Source organism: Phytohabitans kaempferiae (genome assembly GCF_042433955.1).
Taxonomy (GTDB): Bacteria; Actinomycetota; Actinomycetes; order Mycobacteriales; family Micromonosporaceae; genus Phytohabitans; species Phytohabitans kaempferiae.
In genome coordinates, this window is the sequence record NZ_JBHLUH010000064.1 from 87,966 (window position 1) to 111,222 (window position 23,257).

24 protein-coding genes and 2 pseudogenes are annotated in these 23,257 nt (G+C 69.1%); 19 read left to right on the forward strand and 7 right to left on the reverse strand.

The features are described 5' to 3' along the window. Positions 1-61: 61 nt before the first annotated feature. The 16 genes and pseudogenes from ACFFIA_RS30950 (at position 62) to ACFFIA_RS31025 (ending at position 14,864) form a co-directional block, all read left to right on the forward strand. Positions 62-277: a hypothetical protein gene (locus ACFFIA_RS30950; protein WP_377257589.1), complete on the forward strand. Its 216-nt coding sequence runs from the start codon at positions 62-64 to the stop codon at positions 275-277. Between the two features lie 368 nt (positions 278-645). Then, the gene (locus ACFFIA_RS30955) at positions 646-900 is read left to right on the forward strand and encodes a hypothetical protein (protein WP_377257591.1); all 255 of its coding nucleotides are present in this window, start codon (positions 646-648) and stop codon (positions 898-900) included. After that, a complete protein-coding gene (locus tag ACFFIA_RS30960) occupies positions 897-2,159 on the forward strand; it encodes a hypothetical protein (RefSeq protein ID WP_377257593.1) in 1,263 nt (420 codons plus the stop codon). The genes ACFFIA_RS30955 and ACFFIA_RS30960 overlap by 4 nt, the downstream gene beginning before the upstream one ends. A 47-nt stretch (positions 2,160-2,206) precedes the next feature. Next, positions 2,207-2,386: pseudogene (locus ACFFIA_RS30965) on the forward strand (SAM-dependent methyltransferase); the annotation flags it as partial. A gap of 25 nt (positions 2,387-2,411) precedes the next feature. Beyond that, on the forward strand, positions 2,412-3,152 hold the full coding sequence (locus ACFFIA_RS30970; RefSeq protein WP_377257707.1) for an SAM-dependent methyltransferase: 741 nt from the start codon (positions 2,412-2,414) through the stop codon (positions 3,150-3,152). Next, positions 3,149-4,057 (forward strand): CU044_5270 family protein, encoded by a 909-nt coding sequence (locus ACFFIA_RS30975; RefSeq protein WP_377257595.1) that lies wholly within the window; start codon positions 3,149-3,151, stop codon positions 4,055-4,057. The genes ACFFIA_RS30970 and ACFFIA_RS30975 overlap by 4 nt, the downstream gene beginning before the upstream one ends. Before the next feature lie 380 nt (positions 4,058-4,437). Then, the gene (locus ACFFIA_RS30980) at positions 4,438-5,391 is read left to right on the forward strand and encodes a S1 family peptidase (RefSeq protein WP_377257709.1); all 954 of its coding nucleotides are present in this window, start codon (positions 4,438-4,440) and stop codon (positions 5,389-5,391) included. Positions 5,392-5,533: 142 nt separating this feature from the next. Beyond that, on the forward strand, positions 5,534-5,722 hold the full coding sequence (locus tag ACFFIA_RS30985) for a hypothetical protein (RefSeq protein ID WP_377257597.1): 189 nt from the start codon (positions 5,534-5,536) through the stop codon (positions 5,720-5,722). Then, entirely contained in the window at positions 5,719-6,546 is an 828-nt protein-coding gene (locus ACFFIA_RS30990) for a DNA glycosylase family protein (RefSeq protein ID WP_377257599.1), read from the forward strand. The genes ACFFIA_RS30985 and ACFFIA_RS30990 overlap by 4 nt, the downstream gene beginning before the upstream one ends. Before the next feature lie 129 nt (positions 6,547-6,675). Continuing rightward, the gene (locus ACFFIA_RS30995) at positions 6,676-7,575 is read left to right on the forward strand and encodes a helix-turn-helix domain-containing protein (protein WP_377257601.1); all 900 of its coding nucleotides are present in this window, start codon (positions 6,676-6,678) and stop codon (positions 7,573-7,575) included. Between the two features lie 162 nt (positions 7,576-7,737). Continuing rightward, positions 7,738-7,950, forward strand: a complete 213-nt coding sequence (locus ACFFIA_RS31000; protein WP_377257603.1) for a hypothetical protein — start codon at positions 7,738-7,740, stop codon at positions 7,948-7,950. 549 nt (positions 7,951-8,499) lie between these two features. Further along, a complete protein-coding gene (locus ACFFIA_RS31005; protein ID WP_377257605.1) occupies positions 8,500-10,887 on the forward strand; it encodes a DEAD/DEAH box helicase in 2,388 nt (795 codons plus the stop codon). 147 nt (positions 10,888-11,034) lie between these two features. Continuing rightward, positions 11,035-11,379: an NUDIX domain-containing protein gene (locus ACFFIA_RS31010; RefSeq protein ID WP_377257607.1), complete on the forward strand. Its 345-nt coding sequence runs from the start codon at positions 11,035-11,037 to the stop codon at positions 11,377-11,379. Between the two features lie 243 nt (positions 11,380-11,622). After that, positions 11,623-11,838, forward strand: coding sequence for a hypothetical protein (locus ACFFIA_RS31015; RefSeq protein ID WP_377257609.1), 216 nt, complete (start codon positions 11,623-11,625; stop codon positions 11,836-11,838). After that, entirely contained in the window at positions 11,835-12,560 is a 726-nt protein-coding gene (locus ACFFIA_RS31020) for a hypothetical protein (protein ID WP_377257611.1), read from the forward strand. The genes ACFFIA_RS31015 and ACFFIA_RS31020 overlap by 4 nt, the downstream gene beginning before the upstream one ends. 48 nt (positions 12,561-12,608) lie before the next feature. After that, on the forward strand, positions 12,609-14,864 hold the full coding sequence (locus tag ACFFIA_RS31025; protein ID WP_377257613.1) for an NB-ARC domain-containing protein: 2,256 nt from the start codon (positions 12,609-12,611) through the stop codon (positions 14,862-14,864). 121 nt (positions 14,865-14,985) lie between these two features. Here ACFFIA_RS31025 and ACFFIA_RS31030 read toward each other — a convergent pair whose 3' ends face one another. The 3 genes from ACFFIA_RS31030 to ACFFIA_RS31040 form a co-directional block, all read right to left on the reverse strand. Further along, the gene (locus ACFFIA_RS31030; RefSeq protein WP_377257615.1) at positions 14,986-15,438 is read right to left on the reverse strand and encodes a hypothetical protein; all 453 of its coding nucleotides are present in this window, start codon (positions 15,436-15,438) and stop codon (positions 14,986-14,988) included. Positions 15,439-15,624: 186 nt separating this feature from the next. Next, positions 15,625-16,437 carry an SAM-dependent methyltransferase gene (locus ACFFIA_RS31035; protein WP_377257617.1) on the reverse strand — a complete coding sequence of 271 codons (813 nt, stop codon included), beginning with the start codon at positions 16,435-16,437 and terminating at the stop codon, positions 15,625-15,627. A gap of 292 nt (positions 16,438-16,729) precedes the next feature. Next, on the reverse strand, positions 16,730-17,086 hold the full coding sequence (locus ACFFIA_RS31040; RefSeq protein ID WP_377257619.1) for a hypothetical protein: 357 nt from the start codon (positions 17,084-17,086) through the stop codon (positions 16,730-16,732). Between the two features lie 282 nt (positions 17,087-17,368). Here ACFFIA_RS31040 and ACFFIA_RS31045 point away from each other — a divergent pair, with 282 nt between their 5' ends. Next, positions 17,369-18,160, forward strand: coding sequence for a hypothetical protein (locus ACFFIA_RS31045; RefSeq protein ID WP_377257621.1), 792 nt, complete (start codon positions 17,369-17,371; stop codon positions 18,158-18,160). Here the strand turns inward: ACFFIA_RS31045 and ACFFIA_RS31050 are convergent. Then, positions 18,143-18,259 (reverse strand): annotated as a pseudogene (locus ACFFIA_RS31050) (M23 family peptidase); the annotation flags it as partial. The gene ACFFIA_RS31045 and the pseudogene ACFFIA_RS31050 overlap by 18 nt on opposite strands. Positions 18,260-18,286: 27 nt before the next feature. Beyond that, positions 18,287-18,970 (reverse strand): GGDEF domain-containing protein, encoded by a 684-nt coding sequence (locus ACFFIA_RS31055; protein ID WP_377257623.1) that lies wholly within the window; start codon positions 18,968-18,970, stop codon positions 18,287-18,289. A 383-nt stretch (positions 18,971-19,353) separates the two neighbouring features. Here ACFFIA_RS31055 and ACFFIA_RS31060 point away from each other — a divergent pair, with 383 nt between their 5' ends. Together ACFFIA_RS31060 and ACFFIA_RS31065 are read left to right on the forward strand one after the other, a co-directional pair. After that, positions 19,354-20,211, forward strand: coding sequence for a helix-turn-helix domain-containing protein (locus ACFFIA_RS31060; RefSeq protein WP_377257625.1), 858 nt, complete (start codon positions 19,354-19,356; stop codon positions 20,209-20,211). Beyond that, positions 20,208-21,059: an SAM-dependent methyltransferase gene (locus ACFFIA_RS31065; protein WP_377257627.1), complete on the forward strand. Its 852-nt coding sequence runs from the start codon at positions 20,208-20,210 to the stop codon at positions 21,057-21,059. The genes ACFFIA_RS31060 and ACFFIA_RS31065 overlap by 4 nt, the downstream gene beginning before the upstream one ends. A 103-nt stretch (positions 21,060-21,162) precedes the next feature. Here ACFFIA_RS31065 and ACFFIA_RS31070 read toward each other — a convergent pair whose 3' ends face one another. Further along, positions 21,163-21,573: a hypothetical protein gene (locus ACFFIA_RS31070; protein WP_377257629.1), complete on the reverse strand. Its 411-nt coding sequence runs from the start codon at positions 21,571-21,573 to the stop codon at positions 21,163-21,165. 161 nt (positions 21,574-21,734) lie between these two features. Further along, positions 21,735-23,198, reverse strand: a complete 1,464-nt coding sequence (locus ACFFIA_RS31075; protein ID WP_512700727.1) for a tyrosine-type recombinase/integrase — start codon at positions 23,196-23,198, stop codon at positions 21,735-21,737. Positions 23,199-23,257 lie beyond the last annotated feature (59 nt).

The following is a 23,257-nucleotide window of genomic DNA, read 5'->3' on the forward strand; positions in this document are numbered from 1 at the left end:
TCGATCGAGCAGAGGACTGTTAGTGACGAACATTCTGAGGTCGTGGGCAGGGCGCGTCGCAGTGGCCGGAGTCGTGGGGGCGGCGTTGCTGCTGCCCGGCACCGCCGCGATGGCCGGTCCCACGGCGGACGATCCCCGTCCCGACGCGTCCGTGGCGATGGAGCCGGAGCGTGACCCGGTGGCCGGGGCGCGGGAGCCGGAGCGTGACCCGGTTGCGGGGGCGGAGAAGCCGGAGGGTGGTTTCGGTACCACCCGCGTGTGTGGTCACTGCTGGTGATTCTCGCCAGTCATAGCCGCGTGTGAGACGTGGCCGGGGTCCTAGCGGGGCGCAGCCGTTGGGCCCTCGGCCACTGCACAGCCAATAGGCGACGCGTGCCGGACGGCCCGCGCGGAGGACTGATGCGTTTTCGTGCGGGCCGTTCTCCGGTGGACGACAGGGAGGTTGCTGCGATGGGTATGCGGGTGCGGTGCGGGGCCACCTGCCGGCGCGGCACAGCGGCTGCCTGGACTGCGCGTCCGCTCACACGAACCGTGCCGTGCGCCCGGCGAGACGCTGGCGCACTGGCCGTGTCCGCGCCAAGTCGTGCCCTGACAGCCGGTCCGGCTGCCATCCGCCGGCCGGAGCGGCTGATCGGGTGGACGTTGTTGGCCCTGTACGCGGTGGTGTGCGGAGCGCTTGCTACGGCTGCGGTCGATGGGGTCGGTCACGTCGCGGACGAGCTGGCGGGTCGGCGGACGCTGGGCGCCGCGCTCGTGCAGATTCTGGTGGCGGCCGGCGGTGTGGCCTTGGCCGGTCTGCGCGCCGACGCGGTGGTTACCCGGGTACGGCAGGAGGCGACCACAGTGCGGGCGGCTATCGGCCGCACCCGCGCCGCCGCGGACAAGGCGGGGCAGCGATGACACCGACAACGGATATCCCCACCACCCAGGCCGCGGCGGGGGGCGTTGACGCGGTCGTGCTGGGTCCGCTGAGCGTGGACTACACCGTGCACGCCGACCCGGCCGACATACACGAGGTCGTGGCTGACCTGCTGCCAGGCGGGTCGAGGCGATCAGTGCTGCCGGCCGCTCTGGTGGTGGATCAGGCCACGATCGTGCGGGTCCTGACCGTGTTGCGTGGTCCGCGGTTGCACGCCGAGCCGGGCGGCCACAGCCTGCGCGTCGCTCATCGCTTGGCTGACGAGCTCGGTCGGCGGGTGGGGATGGTCGGGGTGGCCGGGCAGAGCCTGCGGACGGACCTGGCGATCCCGGCCGAACTGGTCCGCCATGGCGTCGACCAGCGTCAGGTGAGCGCGGACGACGCTCTGGCCGGCATCACCCTCACCATCCCCGCCGGCGCAGGCCAGGCCGGCGGTCGCCTCGTCTACACCGGCGCCAACCGACGGCTGCCGGCGAGGCTGCGCCGTGACCAGACGGCGGTCGCCGCGTATTTGGCTGGCGCGCGTCTGGTGCACGCCGTACTCGTCGACGACCCGGACGTGGTGCCGGCCCTGGCGCGGGTGCTGACCATCGCCCGGCGCATCAATCCCGCCCTGGTGGTGAGCATCGATACCACGCTCTGCCTGGACCGGCCGCCCGAGCCGCTGTCCGCGTTCGCCGGTCTCGTCGACGTAGCGATCGGTGCCGCGGCCCACGACCCGCGCCAACTGGCCAGCCCGCTGAGGCGGCCGGCCGATCCGGGCGCGGTCGTCGCGAACATGCCCACCAGCCGGCACGGGCTGACCGTGGTGCTGGTCGACACCAACCGGGTCGACGTCTGGCGCCCCGGCCAGAGTGTCACGTCCGTGCCCGCGCGGGCCGTGACCGGGCCAACGCCCCACGGCGACCGGGCCGCCGACGTCACCGTAGCGGTGGTGACCGCGGTCGAACACGGCGGCGATGTGGTGGCCGCGGTCGAGGCAGCGATCAGCGACACCGTACGCCCCTCACCACAGCCTTGCGTTGTCGCGGCAGCGGAGCACACCGCACCGCCTGCACCCCTGCTCGTCGGGGTGCTGTTCGGCACGGCACGGCGCGGACGGGTGGCGGTGTTAGCGGTAGCGGTGCTGGGCTGGCCGGCCGCGGTGGTGGGCCTGGCGGCGGGGTGGCCGATGCTGGCGTGCGCGGCGCTGCCGCTGCCGTATCTGGTCCTGCGCCTGGCCGTGGGCAGGCCGTCATGATCCGACCAGCCGCATCGGCGACCGCTGAGCACACCTTCGACGCGCGGATGGACCGCCGCGAGCCGTGGCAGGTGTACCGGGTGTGGGAACACCTGCTCGGCGGGTTCGAAACCTGCAGCGCCGACCGGGAGTTGGCCTGGCAACTGGAGGCCATCATCCCGGGCGTAAGAGGGATGGTGAGCGCGAACCGGGCGTTCACCCGCCGGGTGGTCACCGGCCTGGTCGCCGCGGGAGTCGACCAGTTTCGTCGACCTGGGCTGCGGGCTACTTTCGGCGGACAGTGTCCACGAAACCCTGATCGAGTGCGGGTCGGTCGCCCGGTCGGTGCATGTGGACCTCGACGTGGTCGCGGTCGACCGCGCCGCCGACCAGATTGCCGGCAGCGGCCGTTCCCACCTGGCGGCGGCGGTGCGCGCGGATCTACGCGATCCGTCATCGGTCTTGCGTCATCGGAGCGTGCGGCGGCTGGTGGACTTCGACCGGCCGGTCGCCACGATCGCGGCCGGGGTGCTGGCCCACCTGGACGACACCACGGCGGCCGGGTTGCTGGCCGCGGTCCGCGCGACCACTGTCGATGGCAGCTTCCTGGCGCTCACGCATCCCACCGCCGACCTGCACACCGAACTCAACGCCCTGGCCATGGTCAACGCCCAGCCCCGCAGCCGCGCCGGCACCCAGGCGCTGTTGGCAGCTGCGCGAGCCGGGGCTGGTGTGGGCACCGCACTGGCGGCCCCGGCCCCGAGGAGAGCGGCTCGTCGCAGACCGGGCGGGCCGCCCGCTACCTGGTCGCCGCGCTGGCTGCCGCGTCAGGAGGCCAACGGTGAACTCGGCGGTGGCAGCCCGTGGCGGCGGCTGGCCGCAGCCCAGCACCGTCCAGCAGCGGCCCGGCCGCGACCGTCGACCGGCCACCCGCAGGAAGCATCGACCACGTCCATGTTGGACACCGCTTGCCGCTGTTTGTCACATCGGACTGTTTGGAGATTTAAGCCATGACTGATACTGCCGATCCTTCACCCGGCCGTAGCTGGCGGCCGCCTGCCCTCGCCGCCGGCGCCGTTGTCCTGATCCTGGTCGTTGCGGGAGCCGTCGTCGGGCCGCGTCTGATCGGCGGCGACGACCCGCGACCGGACCAGGCCGCAGCGCCGGCGGGCCAGGCCACCACGAATCCGAGCCCGGACCCGGCCGGCAGCGGCCCAGTGGAGTGTATGGATGGCCTGGCGGACGCGGTGGCCGCCCGGTCACCCGACCCGGTGCAGGCCGGTCGGTACACGTACGTGCATTCGCGGTGGTGGGGCGAGGACATGTCCTACAGCGAGAAGGAAGGCTCGACCCAGACGAGGGTGATGTACGAGTCCAAGCTGTGGCGGGCCGCGGACGGGTCCGGCCGCCAGGACGTGATCTCGATACCGGGCGAGCGGTCGCGCCCGGACGACAGCGCCATCTACACCGCGGGTGGGCTGGCTGGTGTGCTGCCCGAGCCGATCGCCACCAGCCCGGACGTGCTGGTCACCCAGTTGCAGGTGCACTCGCCGCGCGAGATGGGACCGCAGTGGGTGCTGCGCGCGGTCGCGGACGTCTACCAGTCCCATACGGTGCCGCAGCCGGTGCGGGTGGCGCTGCTACGCGTGTTGGCCGGCCAGACCAGCGGGCTGGAATGTGAGAACGGCGCCGTGGACCGGGAGGGCCGGACCGGTATCGCGGTGGCGGTCAACTCGAACTCGGACAAGACGCGGGACAAGCTGATCTTCGACCCGGCGGACGGGCGGCTGCTGGCCGCCGAGCAGATCATCCTGCGCAACCCGCCAGCGCTCACGGGTCAGACCCCGCGGACCGTGTCGTACTGGCTGTTCCTGGAAACCAGCCAGGTCGCCGACCTGCCCCCCGCCTCGCCCGCGTAGCCACACGCCTGTCCTCAGTGGAGGGTTCGATGCTGGCCGATAACAACAGGGATGTAGATGCCCTCGTGCGGGACGTCGTCCTCGCCTGCACTCCCGCCAGCGGTACGCCGATCGGCGAACCTGCGGTAACCGCGGCCGAACTGCGGGCCCGGGCCAGCCGGCGGCGTAGCCGACGTCGGCGGTGGTCACTGCTCTGGTAGCTGGGCGGCCCTTTCGGCTGGCCTGCGTCTCGTTCGGGGCCGACAAAGGCCGCTGCCGCCCGCCAACCCTGCGGCGTGGACCGGCCCCCCCCCTTGATCTGCCGCCCCGATGGCGGCGATCGCCCACCGCACTTCGCGGTGGACGAGCATCCCTCAACCCCACAAAGGAAATCTGTGAAGATGAAACTCCTGCGCGGGCTGACCGCGGTGACCGTGGCGGCGATGCTGCTGCCCGCTACCGCCGCGGGGGCAGCCCCGACGGCCGACGATCCCCGACCGGCCGCAGCGGCAGCGGTGGGCGAGCCGGACGGAACGGTCTCCCCGATGATCATCGGTGGTCGTCCGGCCAGCCAGGTCTACAAAGGACTCGGCTCGCTGCAGTACGTGCGTGGCGACGATCCGCACTGGCACACCTGCTCCGTGAATCTCTGGGATGCGTGGCATGCGGTGACGAACGCCCACTGTGTGACGACCTACCCGCAGGGAACGCCGTACGACCCGGCGCGGTACACGATCCGGTTCAACTCCACGGACAGACTCAACGGCGGCATCACCACCGGCGTGAAGAAGATCGCTGTCCATCCCGTGTGGGCGTGGGGTGTGGACCCGACCGTTATTCAGGGCGACATCGCGGTGCTGTGGCTGACCAAGCCGGTCTGGACCGTGCCGACCGCGCTGCCCCCCGTCCTTGGGCCGTGGCCGGTGCGGCAGGGCCCGGCGCGGATCGCCGGTTGGGGCTTCACCGCCCCGCCGTTCGAGGGCGCTACGCCACAACACCTGACCGAGACCGACCTGAACATCGTTGACCCGTCGCACTGCGCGGCGGCGAACATCGACGCCTACGAGGTGTGCGTGCTGCACGACGACCCGACGATCTCGCCCTGTTACGGCGACAGCGGCGGCCCGGTGATGACCCCGGGGCGACTGCGCAACACCTGGCACCTGATCGGCACCGCGTCGAGGGAAACCAGCCCGGACTGCAGCGGCGCCGCGGTCTACACCTCGGTGGTCGCCTTCCGCGGCTGGATCAACGCCACGATCGCTGACAGGTACGTCAAGCCGAAGCCGAAGCGGCCCACCCCGTCCGGGCCGCGGACGGCCTACCGCTGGGCAGGCTGCGGGACCGCCTGCTAGCCACCGCACAAATCTCGCGGGCTCCGCGAAGACAGGTTCTGGCTCCGGCGGCAAACAGGGCATCCGGCGCGGCTCAGGCCGTCGGGCCAGAACCCCCACATAGCAACGATCCCAACGCCCCGAGGCGGCCGAGGAGGCAAGCGTGAGAGCAACCAACGCCCAGCGCATCGCGCCGCTGGTCCCCGGCCACGAGCTGACCCAGCTGCGGCATGACTGGCTGGTGGTGGTGCTGACGCGGGCCACCGACCCGGAACTCAAACAGGTGGTCCTCGAACACGTCGCCGCTACCAGCCGCCCGACGCCGCCGTGCAACGCCATGGAGTACCGATGAGTGAAGCCGATTTCGTGATGACCGATCACCCGGCATGGATGCCAGATCGGGACGGTGGCGGCACGCTGCGGGTGTTGGGGTCCGTGGACGGCGGCCGTTGGCTGGTGCGTACCGGCGGACCGACGGCGTTCGTGGTTGAGCAGTTGGTGCCGGCCATGGGTAAGCCGGCGTACGACGTGTTCCGGCTGCCGCCGGACGCGCTGACGGAGTTGCCGCAACTGGCCCAGTCTCTGGCCGGTCTGGGTGCGGTGGCGCGGTTTCGGGCCGGCAACTTGTGGGAGGCGCTCGGTACGGCGGCGGTCCGGCAGATGCTCCAAGGGGCGCACGGCGCCAGGCTGTATCGCGAGTTCTGCCGCGCGTACGGCGAGCGGATACCGCTGCCAACCGGCGAGGACTACTGGCTGTTTCCTACCGCGGAGGCCGTCCTGGCCTTGAGCCGGGAACAGTTCGAGGCGGCCCGGCTGACCTCCAAACGTGGGGTGCTGCGCGACGCCGCCACCAGCTACCTGCGCCACGCTTCGGTGTGGCAGAGCCTGTCGCCGCCGCGCCTGATCGAGCACCTGCGCCGCATTCCAGGGGTCGGCCTCTGGACGGCCCACGCCGCCGCCGCGGACTGGAGCAACGACTGGGCGTTCTACCCCTCCAGCGACCCGACCCTGCGCACGTGGGCCCGCCGCGCCGCGCCGGACTACCCCTGGCCCAGCGAAGAGCGCGCCTTCACCAACTTCTGGCGCACGCTGACCCGCACCCACCTGGGACCCGCCACCGTGCTGACGCTGGCCTTCGGCAACCGCCATGGCAACCCAACAGAACCGCACCCCTAAGGCGTTCCGGACCGGCTGCCACCTCGCAGCCGGCGAGCCGGGCACCCAACCACCTACCGAGAACCATCCGCGGGACTGCCAACCGCGGCAGCAAGCAGCGGCTCAAGAAAAGGGGAGGCGAGACTCGGCGTGGCAGGGCAGACGCGATCGGCACAACCAACCCGAGCCGATGCCGGCCTGATCCGGCGACGGCTGGCAACCGGGCTGCGACAGGCACGCGAGGCCACCGGCCTGACACACCAACAGGTGGCCACCGAACTGGGCTGGGCACTGACCACCATCATCCGGATCGAAGGCGGCACCGTCCGGGTCGCCGACCCCACCCTCATCGCCCTCGGCGGACTGTATGGCAGCGACCCGGCCACCGTCGCCGGGTGGCAGCAGATGGCCAAGGGCTCGCGGTGGCAGCCGTTTCGCGGATACCGGGACGTCATCCCGCTCACCTACCGGGCCTATCTGGGTTTGGAGGCCGCCGCCACCCGGATCATTCAATGGGCGCCGCTGCACCTGCCGGAACTGGTGCAGTCCGCCCGCTACGCCCACGCCATCGCCGAACTCTCCACCCCCCTGCCGGCGGGCGGTGACGTTGCCGACCGCCGGGCCGCGCTGACCGCCGCCCGGCAGACCGGACTGCTCGAACAGCCCGACCCGCCACACCTGACCGTGCTGCTGGACGAAGGCGTCATCGAGCGGCTGGCCCGCGGCCCGGACATCATGCTGGACCAACTGCTCGACCTGCGCCGGTACGTGGACCACCCGCACATCACCATCCAGGTCGCCGGCCACGCGGCCGGCTTCCACCGCGGCCTGCTATCCGCGTTCACCATCCTGGAGTTCGACACCGACCCGGCCCTGATCTTCACGCACCCGGAACCGTTCACCGCCGCCGAGGTCACCGACGAGGCCACCGGCTACCAGCAGACGGTGGCGAGCCTCGCCGCGGCGGCGACCCACCCCAAACAGCTCGACGAGGTGATCGACGCCTGCCTCGGGTTAAACCCGTTCCACTTCGACGGTGTCGGCTCATGACCGCAACCCTGCGCAGGCCCACCCGCGACACCCGCGACGGGACCCGAGCAGGCGGGCCACCGGTCCCATCGCGCTACCCGGGTCCGGGACGCCTGGCTCGGCCCAGCACGACCCGCTGCAAGGCGGCTAAGTACAGAACCTGGGCTCCAGGGGATTGCGGTTGTGCCTGACCTGCCGGATTTCAGCGCCATGACCACGGAGCAAGTCGGTGACTGGTTCCTGCGCACCGATACCACCGCGTTGCTCGCCCAAGCCGACCATCCCACTGAGCCGATGGTGCACGTCAATGTCGAGGAGAAGCCCATCCGTGTCCCGAAGCGCCCGAGTCCATCCGCGACCACAGACCACCGTAAGCAGGTCCCGCTTGCGCAGTGACGGCCGCCCCGCGCACGGCTGTCCTGTTCGGACACCGGCAGCGAATAGGGGCCGGTCAATGATCGCTCAACCGGCTGGGCTGCGGGGCAGTGCCACGGTGACGTTCCCGCCAGCCCTAGCGATCGCTGGACAGAGTGTGGGCGTACCGCAGATGCCGCCGCCAGAGCAGGCTGGCGTGTCCGGCGTCGGCGCCGCTACTGCGGTTGGGTTCGCCGGTACAGCATGGCAAACGGCCGGGATGCGCAAAGTCCACATTCGACGTGACCCGGCCAGATGGCTGATGGCGGACTGGGTGAATGTGCGGGCAACGGCGTACCGCCGGATCAGGAGCCTGAACGGGGCGCGGGTGGCGGCCATGGTCAGCGGCTGCGCCCGCAACGGCGGCGCCGGACGACAGAGCAGACGGGGCGCTATGCACGGGGTGGGGCTGGGGTGCGACGAGCGCTGCGCAGGCTACGGACGCGGTGACCGAGCGGGGGACTGTGAGGAGGGACTTACATGCACCACGCGAGCAGCGGCCGTATTGGCGGCACTGGCGAGGGTGCGGTGGTGCTTCGCGCCCATCAGCACCGTGCGGTAGACGCGATCCTCGCCGGCGTACGTGACGGCGAGCGCTGCTGCTTGGTGTCGGCGTGCGGAACAGGCAAGACGCTCACCTCTGCTGACGTGTCTCGGCAGGTCGCGCCCGCTGACGGCGTGTTGTGTCTGGTGCCGACGGTCGAGTTGCTGGCGCAGACCGTGCGGGAGTGGGCCGGATACCTGGGCCGGTCAGCCGGCCGCGTGATCGCCGTCTGCAACGAGTACGAGGTGCGGCATGCCGGTTGGGGTGCGGCGGCAGCGCTGACCGGCCTTGACGTGCTGGTAACGACGAACCCTGGCCGGCTGGCCGCCGAGCTGGTCGGCCGGGTCACCGTGGTGTCCACCTACGCGAGCCTGCCCGTCATCCAGGCTGCCCACGCTACGCACGGCGCGCCGGCCTGGCGGCTGGTGGTCATCGACGAGGCGCACCGCACGGCCGGCCGGGAAGGCAAGGCGTGGGCCGCGGTGCACCACGACTATGCCGTCCCGGCGGCCAAACGGCTGTACATGACTGCCACCCCGCGGATCGTGACGGGCAAGGGCCCGACGATCAGCATGGACGACGAGAAGATCTTCGGGCCGGTGGCGCACCGGCTCACCTTCGCCGAGGCGATCGAGTTGCGGCTGCTGGCCGACTACCGGCTCGTCGTCGGGGTCGTGACCGACGCGGAACTGGCCGCCCTCACCGACCGCACCGTGTTCACCGTGGACGGCCGGTCGGTGCCGGCCCGGATGCTGGCCGCCCAGATCGCGCTCGGTCGAGCAATCGGCGAGTACGGGCTGCGCCGAGTGATCAGCTACCACAACCGGGTCGCCGCGGCCACCCGCTTCGCGATCACCCTGCCGGCTGCGCTGTCCCTGCTACCGCAGGCAGAACGCGGCGGGCGAGCAGTGGCGGCCTGGTCGGTCAGCGGCCGCTCCACCCCACAACACCGCAGACTCGTCCTAGACAACCTGCGCGACCCCGGCGACCGCACCGTCCTGGCGGCCAACGCGAAAGTCTTCGGCGAAGGCATCGACGTACCCGCGCTGGACGGGGTGATGTTCGTCGACCCCCGCATGTCCACGGTAGACGCCGTGCAGGGAGTGGGGCGGGGACTTCGTATCGGCGACGACCCGGACAAGGTAGCGACCATCCTCGTGCCCGTACTGACCACCGAGGACGACCTCGCGGCCGAACGCTTCGACGCCGGTTGGGAGGCGGTCTGGCAACTGGTACGCGCGCTGCGCGCGCACGACGAGCGAATCGACACCCGACTCGAACGCGTCATGACTGTCAGCCGCAGCAAGGCCGCAGCGGCGGCGAGCCGCGAGCTGCCCTGGCTCGCGGTCACCGGCGCCCCAGTGCCGGCGAACTTCGCAGACCGGGTCCAACTCAAAGCGGCACGGATCCTCGACGGCGGGGCCTGGCAGGAAAGCTACGAGGCGGCCGCCGCGTTCTACGCCGAACACGGACACCTGCAGCCACCTGATCACGTCCAGCATCGCACCCCGTCCGGATACCCGTTGGGCAAATGGCTCAACGAACAGCGCAACCGGTACCGGCAGGGCCTGCTCACACCCGAACGGGTCGCCCTGCTGGAGCAGATCGCGATGGTCTGGGATCCGGAGGACGCCGCCTGGCAGACCCACTTCAACGACCTGCGTGCCTGGCGCACCGAACACGGCGACGCCACCCCGCCGCCACCGCTGCGCAACTGGCTGACCCGACAACGAGTCGCATACCAGAGCGGGCGGCTGACACCCGAGCGAACCACGGCGCTGCAATCGCTCGGCGTCGACCTGACACCGAAGGAAACCGGCTGGAAACTCGGCCTGGACCACGCCCGCCAGTACCGCGCCAAACACGGCGACCTGCACGTTCCCGGCGGATGGCAGGCACCCGACGGCTACAAACTCGGTCCCTGGATCGCCCGGCAACGTGACCTGCACCGGTCCGGCCGACTCGCCGCCGAACGGGTCGCCGCCCTGGACGCACTCGGCATGATCTGGGACGCCAACGAACACCGCTGGCAGGAGGGCCTGACCCACGCCCGCGCCTACCACGCCACCCATGGGGACCTGCACGTACTCAAAACCTACGTCGCGCCCGGCGGTTTCCGGCTCGGCACCTGGGTCGACTTCCACCGCCAACGACACGCCGCCGGCCGCCTCTCGGCCGACCGCACCCAAACCCTGGAAAGGCTCGGCGTCAACTGGTACCGAAACGCCGCCCGCACCGAACCATCGACACCGCCGACAACACCTTCAACAGCGCCGGTCGCACCCGTAGTGCATTTTACCGAACCACCCAAACCGCCGGAACCTTGGACAGCGCCGGCCACACCAGCAGTGCTCTTCCTGCCCCCAACAACATGACCGCCGTCTCAAGTCGAGCCCAGGAACGCAGCGATCCAAGCGTGAACAATGTGGACACTCGCGGGCCCCTCGGCCAACCCCCTTCGACCCTTTGGAGAACCGTTGACGCAGACGAACATCAGCAGTCCTATCCACAGTGGTCGCCACTTGACCGCATCCGCCGCGGTGTTCGATCCCGCCCGCGAAATGGTGTTGCTCGCCATCCACAACGTCACCAAATACTGGCAGTTCCCCGGCGGGCACCTGGAGGACCAGGAGTCCGCCGCGGAGGCCGCGATCCGCGAGGTACACGAGGAGACCGGGGTCCACGCCACACTCTGGACCAGCAGCCGGATCGAGGTGCCCGGCGGGCGCTGGCAGCCCTCGCCCATCCTGACCGTCGAGTACCCCGCGCCGGCCAACCCCCGATGGAACGAGCCAGAACATGTTCACGTCGACCTGCTGTACATGGGCACCGCCGACAGCCTCGCCCACCACCGCCCAGCCCGATGAGATCGACGCGGTGAAATGGCAGCCGCTCGACGCGTTGGACCAGCCGCAGGTGCGATCTGACGTACCCGTCATCGTGGCGAGGGCCTGGCAGCTATTGCAGCGGGGCCACCTTTAGGCAGTGGCAACAACCGCCCTGTGGTCCACGCACCCCGCATGCCCGACCGGGGGCCAGGCGCGACGGCTTGCGTCCGCGCACCCCCGATCCGCTAATACGTTTGAGTGGAAGGATGCCTTCTTTTCGTCATGGCTGCCGTCGTCAACAATCTGCGTCCGAATCTGCGGCTGCGTCGGCGTTACTTGCAGACGCCGGTGCGGATGTACCGCAACGAACCCGGTCGCCGGGTCTGGCTCGTCGGGCTCGTACACCACGGCGAACGCCGCTACTTCCACGCCATCAAAGACCTAGTGCTGGCCCTACAGGGACAGGGCGCGGCGGTCCACTACGAGGAACGGTCGTGACCGATCAGCAGCTCGCTGCGCCGGACATCACCGAGGCCGAGCGGGAAGCGGTCCGGCGGTTCGCGCCCACGGTCACGCAGCTGGACCTGTTCGCGCCGTGGGGCTGGGTGGAGCAGTTGGACGGGTTCGGTGGCGGTGCACCAGCCGCCGGCGTGCCGCGGTCCTGGCCGGACGGCTGGGAGCGGCACGACCTGAACGAGATCGGGATCATGCGACTGCAAGGCGTCGAACCGGTCGCGGAAGGACTGCCGCCGGGCCAGGAGTCGACGGCGGCGGGTAAGCCGTCGAAGCTAGCCCGCCGGCTCGCGCTGACCCAGGCTGCGGTCGAGTTCTGGGGGCAGGCCCAAGGGGTGCGGCTGCCCAAGCGGACCGACGCGGTGATCCTGGACCGCCGCAATGACGTGGCGATCGAGGCGGCAGACGCCGTACCGGGCGACGTCGTGCTGTTGTGGGGCTGTGCGCACCTGGGCGGGCTGCAAACCCGCCTTGAGGCAGGCGGATACGTCCTCGCCGAGGAAACCTGGCATACCGTCGGTCGCCTGCCCAGGCCCAGCAGCATCGCCTTCTGGATGCTGGTCGGAGCGCTGATGAACGTGCGCCGCCTGCCACAGGCGATCAAGCAGGCCAAGGCGGCCTGGCAGAACCAGGCGGACCGACCGGTCGCTGATCCCGTCACCGCGTCGACCGCTGCGACGCTTGGTGACGGCGAGAGCACGACATGAACCACACCCCACGCCCGGCGCCGGCGCATGCGGTGGTGGAGGGTCGGCATGTTCGATGACCCGCTGCTGGCGGCGGTCGCCAGCGCGGTGGCCGGCCGGGCGGTCGACGGGATGGCCGAAGGCGGCAAAGCCCTGGTACGGCGGCTGCGCGGCCGGGCCGCCGCGGACCCCGCAGTCGCCGCCGCCCTCGACCACCACGACCTGGACGGGCAGGCCCTGATCGCGGTCCGCGCGTTCCTACGCGCGGCGGCGCTGGCCGACCCGGATGTCGCCGCCCAGCTGACTCAGCTGGGGCGGCTGCTGCCGCCGCCACGGCAGTTGCCTCCACCGGCCGCCTGGTGGGTGAACCGCGCCGATGACCTGACCCGGCTACGGCGGCTGTGTGGCGAGGTGGGACGCCGGCGGGTCGTGGTGCTGCTGGTGGGGGCAGCCGGGGTGGGCAAAACCGCCCTCGCTGTCCAGGCCGCCGCGGCCGATGACCGGGGGCAGGACGGCCACCTTTACATCGACCTGCGCGGCACAGGTGGCGGTGGCCCGCTGCCGGCGTCGGTGGCGTTGGCGAGGTTGCTGCGTTCGGTCGGGGTTCCGGAGCCACGCCTGCCGCATGACGTGGATGAGCTGGTGACGTTGTGGCGGTCGGTCACCGCAGCTCGCCGGCTGGTCGTGCTGCTGGATAACGCACACTCGGCGCAGCAGGTGCAACCGCTGCTGCCGGCCAACCCGCACTGCCTGGTGTACGTGACCGCCCGCACCGCCCTGCCAGCGCTGGTCGCCGCAGGCGCCCACCTGCTGCCCGTCGGACCGCTGGACGACGCCGCCGCCACCACCCTGCTGGGCCACGTCGCCGGCCCGCAGCGGCTGACCGGCGACCCGGCCGCCGCCGCACGCCTAGTCGGCGCCTGCCGCGGGGTGCCGCTCGCGGTAGCCGTCGCCGGTGCCCACCTGGCCGCCGACCCGGGCCAGACCGCGCGGCGCCTGGCCGACACCCTCACCGCCGCCGTTGCCACCACCGATGGAGATACCGCCATGACCGCCACGTTCGCCGCCGCCTACGACCGTCTGCCCGAGCCGGCCCAGCGCCTGCTCACGATCATGACCGCCCACCCCGGGCCGGACTTCACCCCACCCGCCGCCGCGGCCGGCACCGACCTGCCACCCGCGGACACTCGCGCGGCCCTGGCCGCGCTGGTCCACACCCAACTGCTTACCGTGGACGCCGACGGCCGGTACTGGTACCCCGACCCGGTCGCGGCGTACGCCCGCGCGCATGGCCCCGGCGAACCGGAGCGGCAGCAGGCCACGCGCCGGATCGTCCAGTGGTACCTGGCCGGGACCCTAGCCGCCGCTGGCCAGCTGACCGGCTACCAGCGATACCTGGCCGACTTCCACCCCCAGCAAGGGCTAGCCGTGCCACCCGACTTCGGCGGGCGCCAAGCGGCAGCCGACTGGCTTGAACTCGAGCGGGTCAACCTGGTCGACGCCGTCGCCGCAGCCGCCGCGCAGGGCTGGCATCTGCTCGCCTACGGGCTGGCCTACGCGTCGTGGCCACTGTTCCACCTGCACCGCCATCACCACGACCGGCAGGTGGTCGACCAGATCGCGACCGACTGCGCCCGCCACCTGCACCACCCGACCTACCTGGCCGCGGCCCTGACCCGCCAAGCCTGGGGCTGCAATGACCGCGGCGACCACAACCAGGCCACAGAACTGTTCACCCAGGCTCAGCAGACGGCCGACCAGGCCGGTGACATCTACGAGCGGGCGGGGGCACTTGCCGGGTACGGCACCGCCGCAATCGCTCTCGGCCGGCACGAACAAGCGATCGCCGCCAGCCGCGCGGCGCTGGCCGACTACCACCAACTCGGCGCCCCACGGCGGGCCGCGCTGGCGACCGTGACCCTCGGCCGGGCATACATTGCTGCCGGCGATCTCGAAACCGGCACCGGACTGCTCGCCCACGCGGTCGAACTGTTCGCCGCCCTGCCCACCCCCGACCCGCTCAACCACGCCCACGCCCGAATCCTCTGGGGCCGCGCGCTAACCAAAGCCGCAGACACTCACACCGCCGCCGTGGAGCTGACCGCCGGATTAACCGCGACACGGGCACTGGTCTGGCCACGCGGACAGGCCCTGGCCCTGCTCGGGCTCGGCGAACTCGCCCGACACGGCAACCGGCAGCAGGAAGCCATCGACTACCTGCACCAAGCCGAGGCCCTGTTCAACGAAGCCGGCGACACCGAAGTCACCGAGGTACGGCAACTCCTGCAAGCCATCGCCACCGAGCGCGCCCAGGACCAACAATGACGATGTCAAGCCAGGACATCGCGTGGTGCGGCGTGCAGGGATCGGCGACTCGCAGTGGCCGCCTACCAGCCAGACCTGCCTCGGCAGTGCCTACGCGCGAGTGAACGAAGAAGTCATCCACTCACGTTTGTCTGCGGCCAGACTCCCAGGGTGGCGGGTACCCAACCGCGTAGTCGCGCGCGCGGGGAAGCGGGTCCCGCCAATACTGATTGGGCATGCGGGAGTTGTGCTCCGCGCAAAAGGCGGCGAGATCAGACGCGATCGTCACGCGCTCGAGCGGGCGGCCCTCGAAGTCCTGGTTGACCTTGAACAGCTGGGGCTCGGGATTCCAACCTGAGTGGTCGAACGCCCAGCCGTTCCAGGTTGCATAGACGTGGAAGACTTGCTGTTCTGCGGCCAAGCGCAGCCCGGTGATCCCGATCGGCCTTTCAGGGTGTAACTCCCGACAAACCCAGGCCAGGATGTGACACGCTCCAGCCGCGAAGAATGCCTGGTCCGGGCGCATCCATGAGACTCGCTGATCGGCTCGTTCGAGCGGTGTCCGACGATAGTTCCCTGCCGCTGTCGCCGCCACGACCCGATGCTAACGAACAGTTGCTGCCCTCTATCGCTCCGTCGATCTCGAACATCCTGATGGCAGTTGCGCCAGTGGCTGAGGACCGATCCGCCTCAATCCGGCGTACAAACCTCGATGACACAAACCGTCACCGGGACAAGGTTCGCTGGCGTGAGGGACACATCGATGGCAAGGGCCACACGTCTATGGCTTGCGGCCGGCAGCACCATACTGGGGCACACGCCCTGGTTCGTTGGTCTCGGGCCGCCAGAGCGCGCAGGAAACGAGTCCGGGGTCGACCAGTTCCAACCCGTCGAAGAAGGCGGCGATCTCTTCGCCGGCGCGGGCACGGATTGGTGGGGTGGCGTGCTCGTTCCAGAACTGCATCGCCGGTACGTTCGCCTCGCCACCGAGTTCCTCGGTGGGGTGCGTGATCACCAGGTGGCTGCCGGTGGGCAGGGCGTCGACCAGCGTACGCACGATCGTGGTTGCTTCGTCGGTGTCCAGGACGAAGTTCAAGATCCCCAACATCATGACCGCGACCGGTTGGTCGAAGTCGAGGGTTCGCCGGGCGCCCGTGAGGATCGCATCCGGATCGTGCACGTCCGCGTCGAGGTAGTCGGTCGTGCCCTGCGGGCCGCTGCTGAGCAGGGCTCGGGCGTGTACCAGCACGAGCGGATCGTTGTCCACATAGGTCACGCGGGTCTCGGGTGCGATGGCCTGGGCGACCTGGTGGGTGTTGTCATTAGTGGGCAGGCCGGTGCCGATGTCGAGGTACTGGCGGATGCCGACCTCGCCGGTGAGGTAGCGCACCGCTCGGGTCAGGAACTGACGGTCCGCGCGGGCCACATCGACGATGACCGGGAACATCTGCTTGACCTGGTCGCCGACCTGCCGGTCGACGGCGTAGTTGTCTTTTCCGCCGAGCCAGTAGTCCCAGACGCGGGCGTTGTGCGCCACCGTTGTGTCTATCTTGGGCTTCGGCTGATCGCCGGCAGCGTCGACATCCTGCGACAAAACTACCTTCCTCCCCCTTAGCGTTTGCCGGGACTAGCTTAGCGACGATGCGCCCAGGCCGCGCCGCCGACAACCGCTCGGACGAGGGCTTGAGCTGTCCATCAGAGGGCCCGTACGCCACGGCGGATGCCCGATCTGAGCACATCGTAGAGACCGGTCTCGGCGACCACGGGTGCCCGCCGGGCGGGCTCTGCCCTCCGGAGGCCGCACTGCCGTTCTTAATGATGTGCACGTGCTTCGCCTCGGTGGCTGCGGGACCGGTGGGGAGGCCGGTCCAGAACACGGGCGTGGGTTAATGGTCTCGCTGGCGTCCCTGTCCGCTGGTGGCGCGGCCGGCGATGTGCGGGAAGCCGAGTTGGACGGTGCCGCGGTGGGTGGTGGCGAGTTCGTTGACTTGGGCCAGTTTCTGTCGGGCAGCGGCCAGGCTGACCTGAAGTCCGTCGACTTCTCCGAGCCAGCCTTCCCGCCTGGCCTCGTCTATGCGGGCCAGGAGGTTGTCGCGGATTTCTTCGAGCCGGTGGCGGCTGGCGGGGTCAGGCCGCAGGAGTGGGCAATGCAGACATGAGTGTTCGTGGATGCAGGGGGTGGCGTAGGAGCGTCCGCAAGTGCCGAGGGCGACCTTGCGGCGTTCGAAGTTTCTCTGCATCACGCAAGTTGATCTTGCTCGCGGTTCCACGGTGGTGTGCCTGACTGCAGCGTCGTTGCGAGCGGGCGCGGGATGGAGGTCGACGGCCAGGGGCGGTGCGTCCGTAGGCGGGTGCGCGTTAGCGTGGTGAGGCCGACAACCTAGACGGATTTCGAGCAGCATGGTGGTCGGGCCGCTTGCGCTCGCGCTCAGTGGGCAGCATCCCTTTGTGAACCTCTTGGGGCTTGACTTGTTTGCGCTTTCGGGACTTGCTGATGTTTCCGGCGGGGTTCCAGACTGCATGCCATGGTCGTGCGTGCCCGGCTGCTGATCGCGGCCACGGTGGTGTTGGGTGGGGCGTGGCTGCTCGGTGGCGGCTGGCGGTTCGACCGGTCTCCGGCGTGGTGGAGTTTCGTGCTCAATCTGCTTCTGCCGTTCGCGGTGATATTCGGGTTGGGGGCGTTGGGTTGGTGGTCGATGAGGCGGTCGGCGTTTTCGGCCGCTCTTGACGTCCGCGATGGCGTGTTCGTCGCACCGCCCGCGGCCCTTCAGGTCGCCGCGCATATGTCCTGGTTGCTCGCGATGTTGGTGTCGGTGGCCGGCTCGCCGTTGCGCGATCTTACGTCGGGCAATTCCGACGATTTCGTGTTTGCCATCGTGGCGCTCGTCGTACTGGTGCCGGTGGTGGTCTTGGTGGCGCTGATGGTCCTGTCGTCGTTGCGTGATCGGCCCCGGATCGAGTTGCGACCGGATGGGGTGGGTCTGTTCGGTCGCTTCGGCACGCACGTCGTGCCGTGGGACGCGATCGCGGTCGGCCCGTATCCGCATGTGTCAAGCTCGATCGGGTGGTCAGTCAACTGGATCGGCTTGGCCCGACCCGATCTGGTGCGTCGCCGTGGCGCGGCCAGGGTGCGGCCGGGGGCGCGTAGTGTGGCGTTGCCGCAGGTGGTGGCGACCCATCCGGCGTTCGTCGCTGCCGTGATCAACCACTATCTGTTCTATCCGCAGTACCGCGCGGCGATCGGAACGCCGCAGGAGTACGAACGTCTGTGCCGGGCGCTGACCTTGCCCGGGAGCGAGCTAGTGGACGCCGCGTAGCTGGTCGAGCGGGTCGACGGCGTTAGCTTCGGTGGCCGGGTGGCCGTGGCGGATTTCCCAGTGCAGGTGCGGTCCGCTGGAGTGGCCGGAGGTGCCGACTTCTCACGGTGCCGACCTCGCCAACCGCTATCTCTGGGGATGGAAGCGGCATACAGCCGCCAGGAACGATGCTGGGGAATGCCGGTCGTGCGGCTCCGCATCCACGCGTGCGCCATACCGTCGTGTCAGCCAGCCTTGAACTCCTTGACCGCCCGGAACCGTTGTGTCATAAGCGTGGGTGCCAGTACTGCGGATGGCGGAGCCTTCTGCCGTATGGCCGGCCTTCGCGCGATACATCGCGCTGTCAGCTCTGCGTAACAGCTCGAAGATGCTTAGCTCGCCGGCGACCGGCGCGATCCCGACCGACAATGTGACGGTCAGGCCGGCCACGTTGATGGATGTTGCCAGGGAACCAGTGATGTGCTGGAGCCACGCCGCGGTCGCTCGCCGCCCGGGTGCGGTGAGCACGACAGCGAACTCGTCGCCGCCCAGACGAGCGACCAGTCCTCCAGTCGATGTCTCGGCCAGGTGGCGAGCCACTGCTACGAGCACGACGTCGCCGACGTCGTGGCCGAACTCGTCGTTGATGTGTTTGAACGCGTCAACGTCGACGACCGCGAGAGCATCCGCCGCCGCGAGTGCTGACGGGGCGCTGCTGTAGAGGCCGCGCCGGTTCAGTACCCCGGTCAGCATGTCGTGGTGGGCGGCCTCTCGCCATGTGTCTCGCTCGGCCTCCAGGCGGGCGTTCTCCTTGCGGAGCGCCATGATCATTTTGCGTAGCCGAATGTTGGAGGCGCGACGCCGCGCAATCGGTCTACGGCGCCAAACGATCGAGCGCTGAGCGCTTGAGTACCGCATGCTCAGACATCCGCGGCCGTGCGTCCAACGACCTGGAGCGGTCTCATAGCCAAAGCGGTCATCGCCAGCCTCCCCCGGGTCGCGACGTGTCGTTCGGGCCCAGTTGTCGGCCGCCTGGCAGAGGAACACCGTGCCCTGGCGCGTTGCCTGGCATGCTGGAACCACCACTAGCTTGACACCGCAATTTGCCAAACGCAACGTTTCGCCACGAAACCTGTCGCCGCGGTCCTGATCTGCGGTAGCCTCCGAGGATCGACCGGCCAAGGTTCCAGTCGGCACGAGCGTTGGAGACAGGCATGGCTGTGCAGGGTCCCACCCTGGTACGCAAGCAGCTTGGCCGTCGCCTGCGCCAGTTGAGGGACGCATCTGGGTTGACTGAGCGCCAGATTCTCGCCGAGACGGACCTGTCCAAGTCCACGTTGTACTTCATCGAGCAGGGTCTACGCACTGTCAAACGGAGGAACGTGCGTGAGCTGTGTCGGGTGTATCAGGCCGACGCGTCTGTCACCGAGGCGCTCGTCCGGCTCGCAGACGGCACGGGCGAGCGTGGCTGGTGGGAGGACTTCTCCGACATCCTGCCCGCCTGGTTCCGGCCGTACATCGGGCTGGAGGCTGCCGCTGACCGTCTGATGTCCTACGAACCGGACCTGGTCCACAGTCTGCTTCAGACCGTGGACTACGCCACCGTTGTCTTCCAGGCGTCGCATCCAGACGCCGACCAAGCCGGTCTGGACAGGCACTTGGCGCTGTTGGCCAAACGCCAACGGGCGGTATTCGACCGCGACCCGGCGATCGAGATCACGGCACTGCTCGGCGAGGGCGTCCTAGCCCGGGAGGTTGGCAGCCCGGAGCTGATGGCAGGTCAGATTCAGCACCTTCGACTGCTGAGGCAGCGCGCGAAGGTCGACATTCGGATCCTGCCTTGGACGGCGGGGGCCCATCCCGCCATGACCGGCGGCTTCGCTCTGCTCGCCTTCAACGACCCTCTCGACCCCACCTTCGTCTACCTCGAAACACAGGTCGGCGCGCACTACCTGGAGGACCAAGCACAGATCGACGTGTACCGCAATGTATTCGACCACGTCGGCAAGCTGTGCGTTCCCATCGAAGAGCACCTCTTCAAACCATCCGTCGACAAGGACCGGACCACGTGACAAACGACCAGAGGGCGAACCCCGCGCCCGAACTGCCCAGCTGGGCGGCCGGGGCAAACATCGCAGACGCCAGCTCCGCCCGCATGTACGACTACTACCTCGGCGGCTACCACAACTTCCCGGCCGATCAGGAAGCCGCACAGCGGGTCATCGCCGCCACCCCGACGATTCCGGCACTGGCCAGGGTCAACCGAGCCATGCTGCGGCGAGTGGTGGCGTACCTGGTCGGCGAGGTCGGCATCCGCCAGTTCCTGGACATCGGGTCCGGCATCCCGACCGAGCGGAACGTGCACCAGGTAGCTCAGGAGACCGCTGTGGGCACCAGGACGGCGTACGTGGATGCGGACACCGTCGCCGTCATGCACGGCCGCGAGATTCTGCGGGACAACGACGGTGCGATCGCACTTCGCGGTGATCTTCGCGAGCCCCACGCGATCCTGGACAATCCGCAGCTTCGAAAGCTGCTCAACCTAGACGAGCCAGTCGCCGTCCTGCTGTTCGCGGTGCTCCCGTTCCTTCCCGGTGACGAGGCATACGAGGCAGTCGCCGCGATCCGCGACGTCCTGGCACCCGGAAGTTACATCGCGATCACGCACGTGGTTCCGGACGGCTTCGAAGGTAGCGGCGTACAAACGTCCCTGCAGGTCTACCGACAGCGGACCACCACGCCTGCCGGCCTACGGACACGGGACGAGATCCTACGGTTCTTCGACGGCTTCCACCTTGTCGACCCCGGCCTCGTATGGGTCACCGAGTGGCGACCCGCCAGCGACGATCCCCGAGACTTCAGCGACGATCCCGCCTCGTCCAGCATGCTTGCGGGGGTCGGCCGGCTCGCGAGCAACTAACCCGCGCCTGCCGGGGATCTGCCAGCACGGCTGCGTGCCGCCGGGGCTCGTTTGCCGAGCCAGATGGGAAGGTGTATGCGCGTGGTCGGCGGGCGTCCGAGGGTTAGAACCGCTTTGGCTGTCTGGCTGTGAAGCCGCGCATCGCGGTGTCGAGTTGTTCGGTGAGTTGTTGGCCGAGGTCGGCATCGAGGTACTCGGCTAGGTCGAGGACGCCGAGGAGTATGTCGACGAGGTTGTGGGTGACCTGGTCGATGGAGTCCTGCTGGTGTGGGCTGCTACGGACGGCGTCGAGCGCGCGGCCGAGGTGGATGTTGATGCCTGCGAGTTTGGCTGCGGTGATGAACGGGACGGCCTGGTCGGGGGCAGCCGCCGCGAGTTCGTCGACGTGCTGGTAGTAGAGGTTGGACTGGCGCCAGGACGCGTGCATGCTGCGTTGCGCTGGCTTCAGAGCGCGGGCGAGATCCCGAATCGGTTGGTCGATCACGTCCTCGACGGTCATCGTGCCGTCGGTCATGCTGTCGTGCCCAGTGTGAACGACGATGGTGGGGACACGGATGAAGAGGAGGCTGGGACTTATGCCTCGCCCCTTTGCCCGATGGCACGACCCAGGCCGTGCATGCGATCGCCGGTAACGCTTGGCTTCCTTGCAGGTGGATGGTGCCCCTTGGCGTTGCGTCAGGCGGCTGTTTGCGGACGGCGTGGCACCAGGGCTGCGGCGGCTTCGGCCTTGGCACGTTCGATGTCGAGTTCGGCGATAACGGAAGTGTAGGTGTCGCTGGTGATGGTGATCGAGGAGTGGCCGAGCGTCTCTTGGACGTCTTTGAGGTCAGCGCCGGCCGCTTTGAGGTAGGTGGCGGCGCAGTGGCGCAGGTCGTGCAGGCGGATTGGGGGAAGCCCGACGCCACGGACGAGTTGTTCGAATCGTCCGGTGACGGTCTCGGGATGCCAGGGTTGTCCGTTGGGTTGGACGAAGAAGAGTCCGGTGTCGGGCCAGGACGGGCCGCTGACCAGTCTCCATCTGGCACGGCGAGCGTGGTACGTGCGTAGGGCTGCGAGGGTGAAGCTGTCCAGGGATACGGTTCGGTCGCCGGATTCGCTTTTGACGTCCTTGATGACCGGGGTGTAGCCGACTGTGGTCAGCTGCTGGGTGATCCTGAGAAGGGCGTTGTCGAGGTCGACGTTGGTGTCGGGTAGTCCGACCGCCTCGCCGCGACGTAGTCCACGATGGAGGATGAGGACGAACAGCGGGTAGAGGATGATGTCGTGGTCTTCGGCGTAGTCGAGAAACTGGCCTGCCTGCTGCGGCGTCCAGATCATGACAGGGCTGGGCTGTTCGCCGGTTTCGTGCCACCTGCGCACCGCGTTGTCGGTCCATACCCGGGCCTTGGGCCGTGCCCCGGAGGGTAGTTCCACATGCGCAGCCGGGTTGAACTCGATGAGGCGCCTGGTGATGGCGTCATTGAGTGCCTTACGTAGGGTGGCTCGGATCCGGTTCATCGTGGCTGGCCCGGTGGTCCGGATACCTTTGACGCTGGCGCGGGTCTGGGCGTCCTCGCTTTGCCGGGCGATTTCGATCGCGGTGTTTCGGTCCATGATCGCGTCGTACATCGCCTCAATGTCTTCGACTCTCAGCCTTACTAATGGGATGGTGCCGAGATGTGGGGTGAGGTGGACCCGGATATGTGATTCGTAGCCGACCGCGGTGCTCGCCGCGATTCTGCGCCGCGATCGCAGCCACTGCGCCAGGTATTCGGCGACGGTCATGTCGATGGTGGCGGGTAGCCCAGCGCGGACGCGTCGAGCGATGGCATCGCGGTTCGGTAGCGGTGCGCCCGAGCCTACCTCCAGGAGCAGGTTGGCGATCTCGGCGGCGAGCGTGGCATCTCCGTTGGCCAAGCTGAGCAGGGCCTTGGCGTGGTCGCGGTCGGCTACGGCCGCGTCGCGGCTTTCGAATGTGGTACGACGCAGCTGTCGCCGCCGTTGGCCAGGCATGGTTGGGAGTTCGAGCTGGTATCCCCATCGGCCGTGTGTGGGGCTCCATGTTCCGCCGGTCCGGCGGAGTTGGGGGCAGCGTGTTCCGAGTTTCCTGCCGTTGTCGTCTCGGCAGGCGCAGCGTTTGAAGACGGATCCTTGCGCCAATCTGGGTGGCTCCTTCGGTGATATGCGGCAGCCGGACGGCTGCGGATTCGACGCGGGTT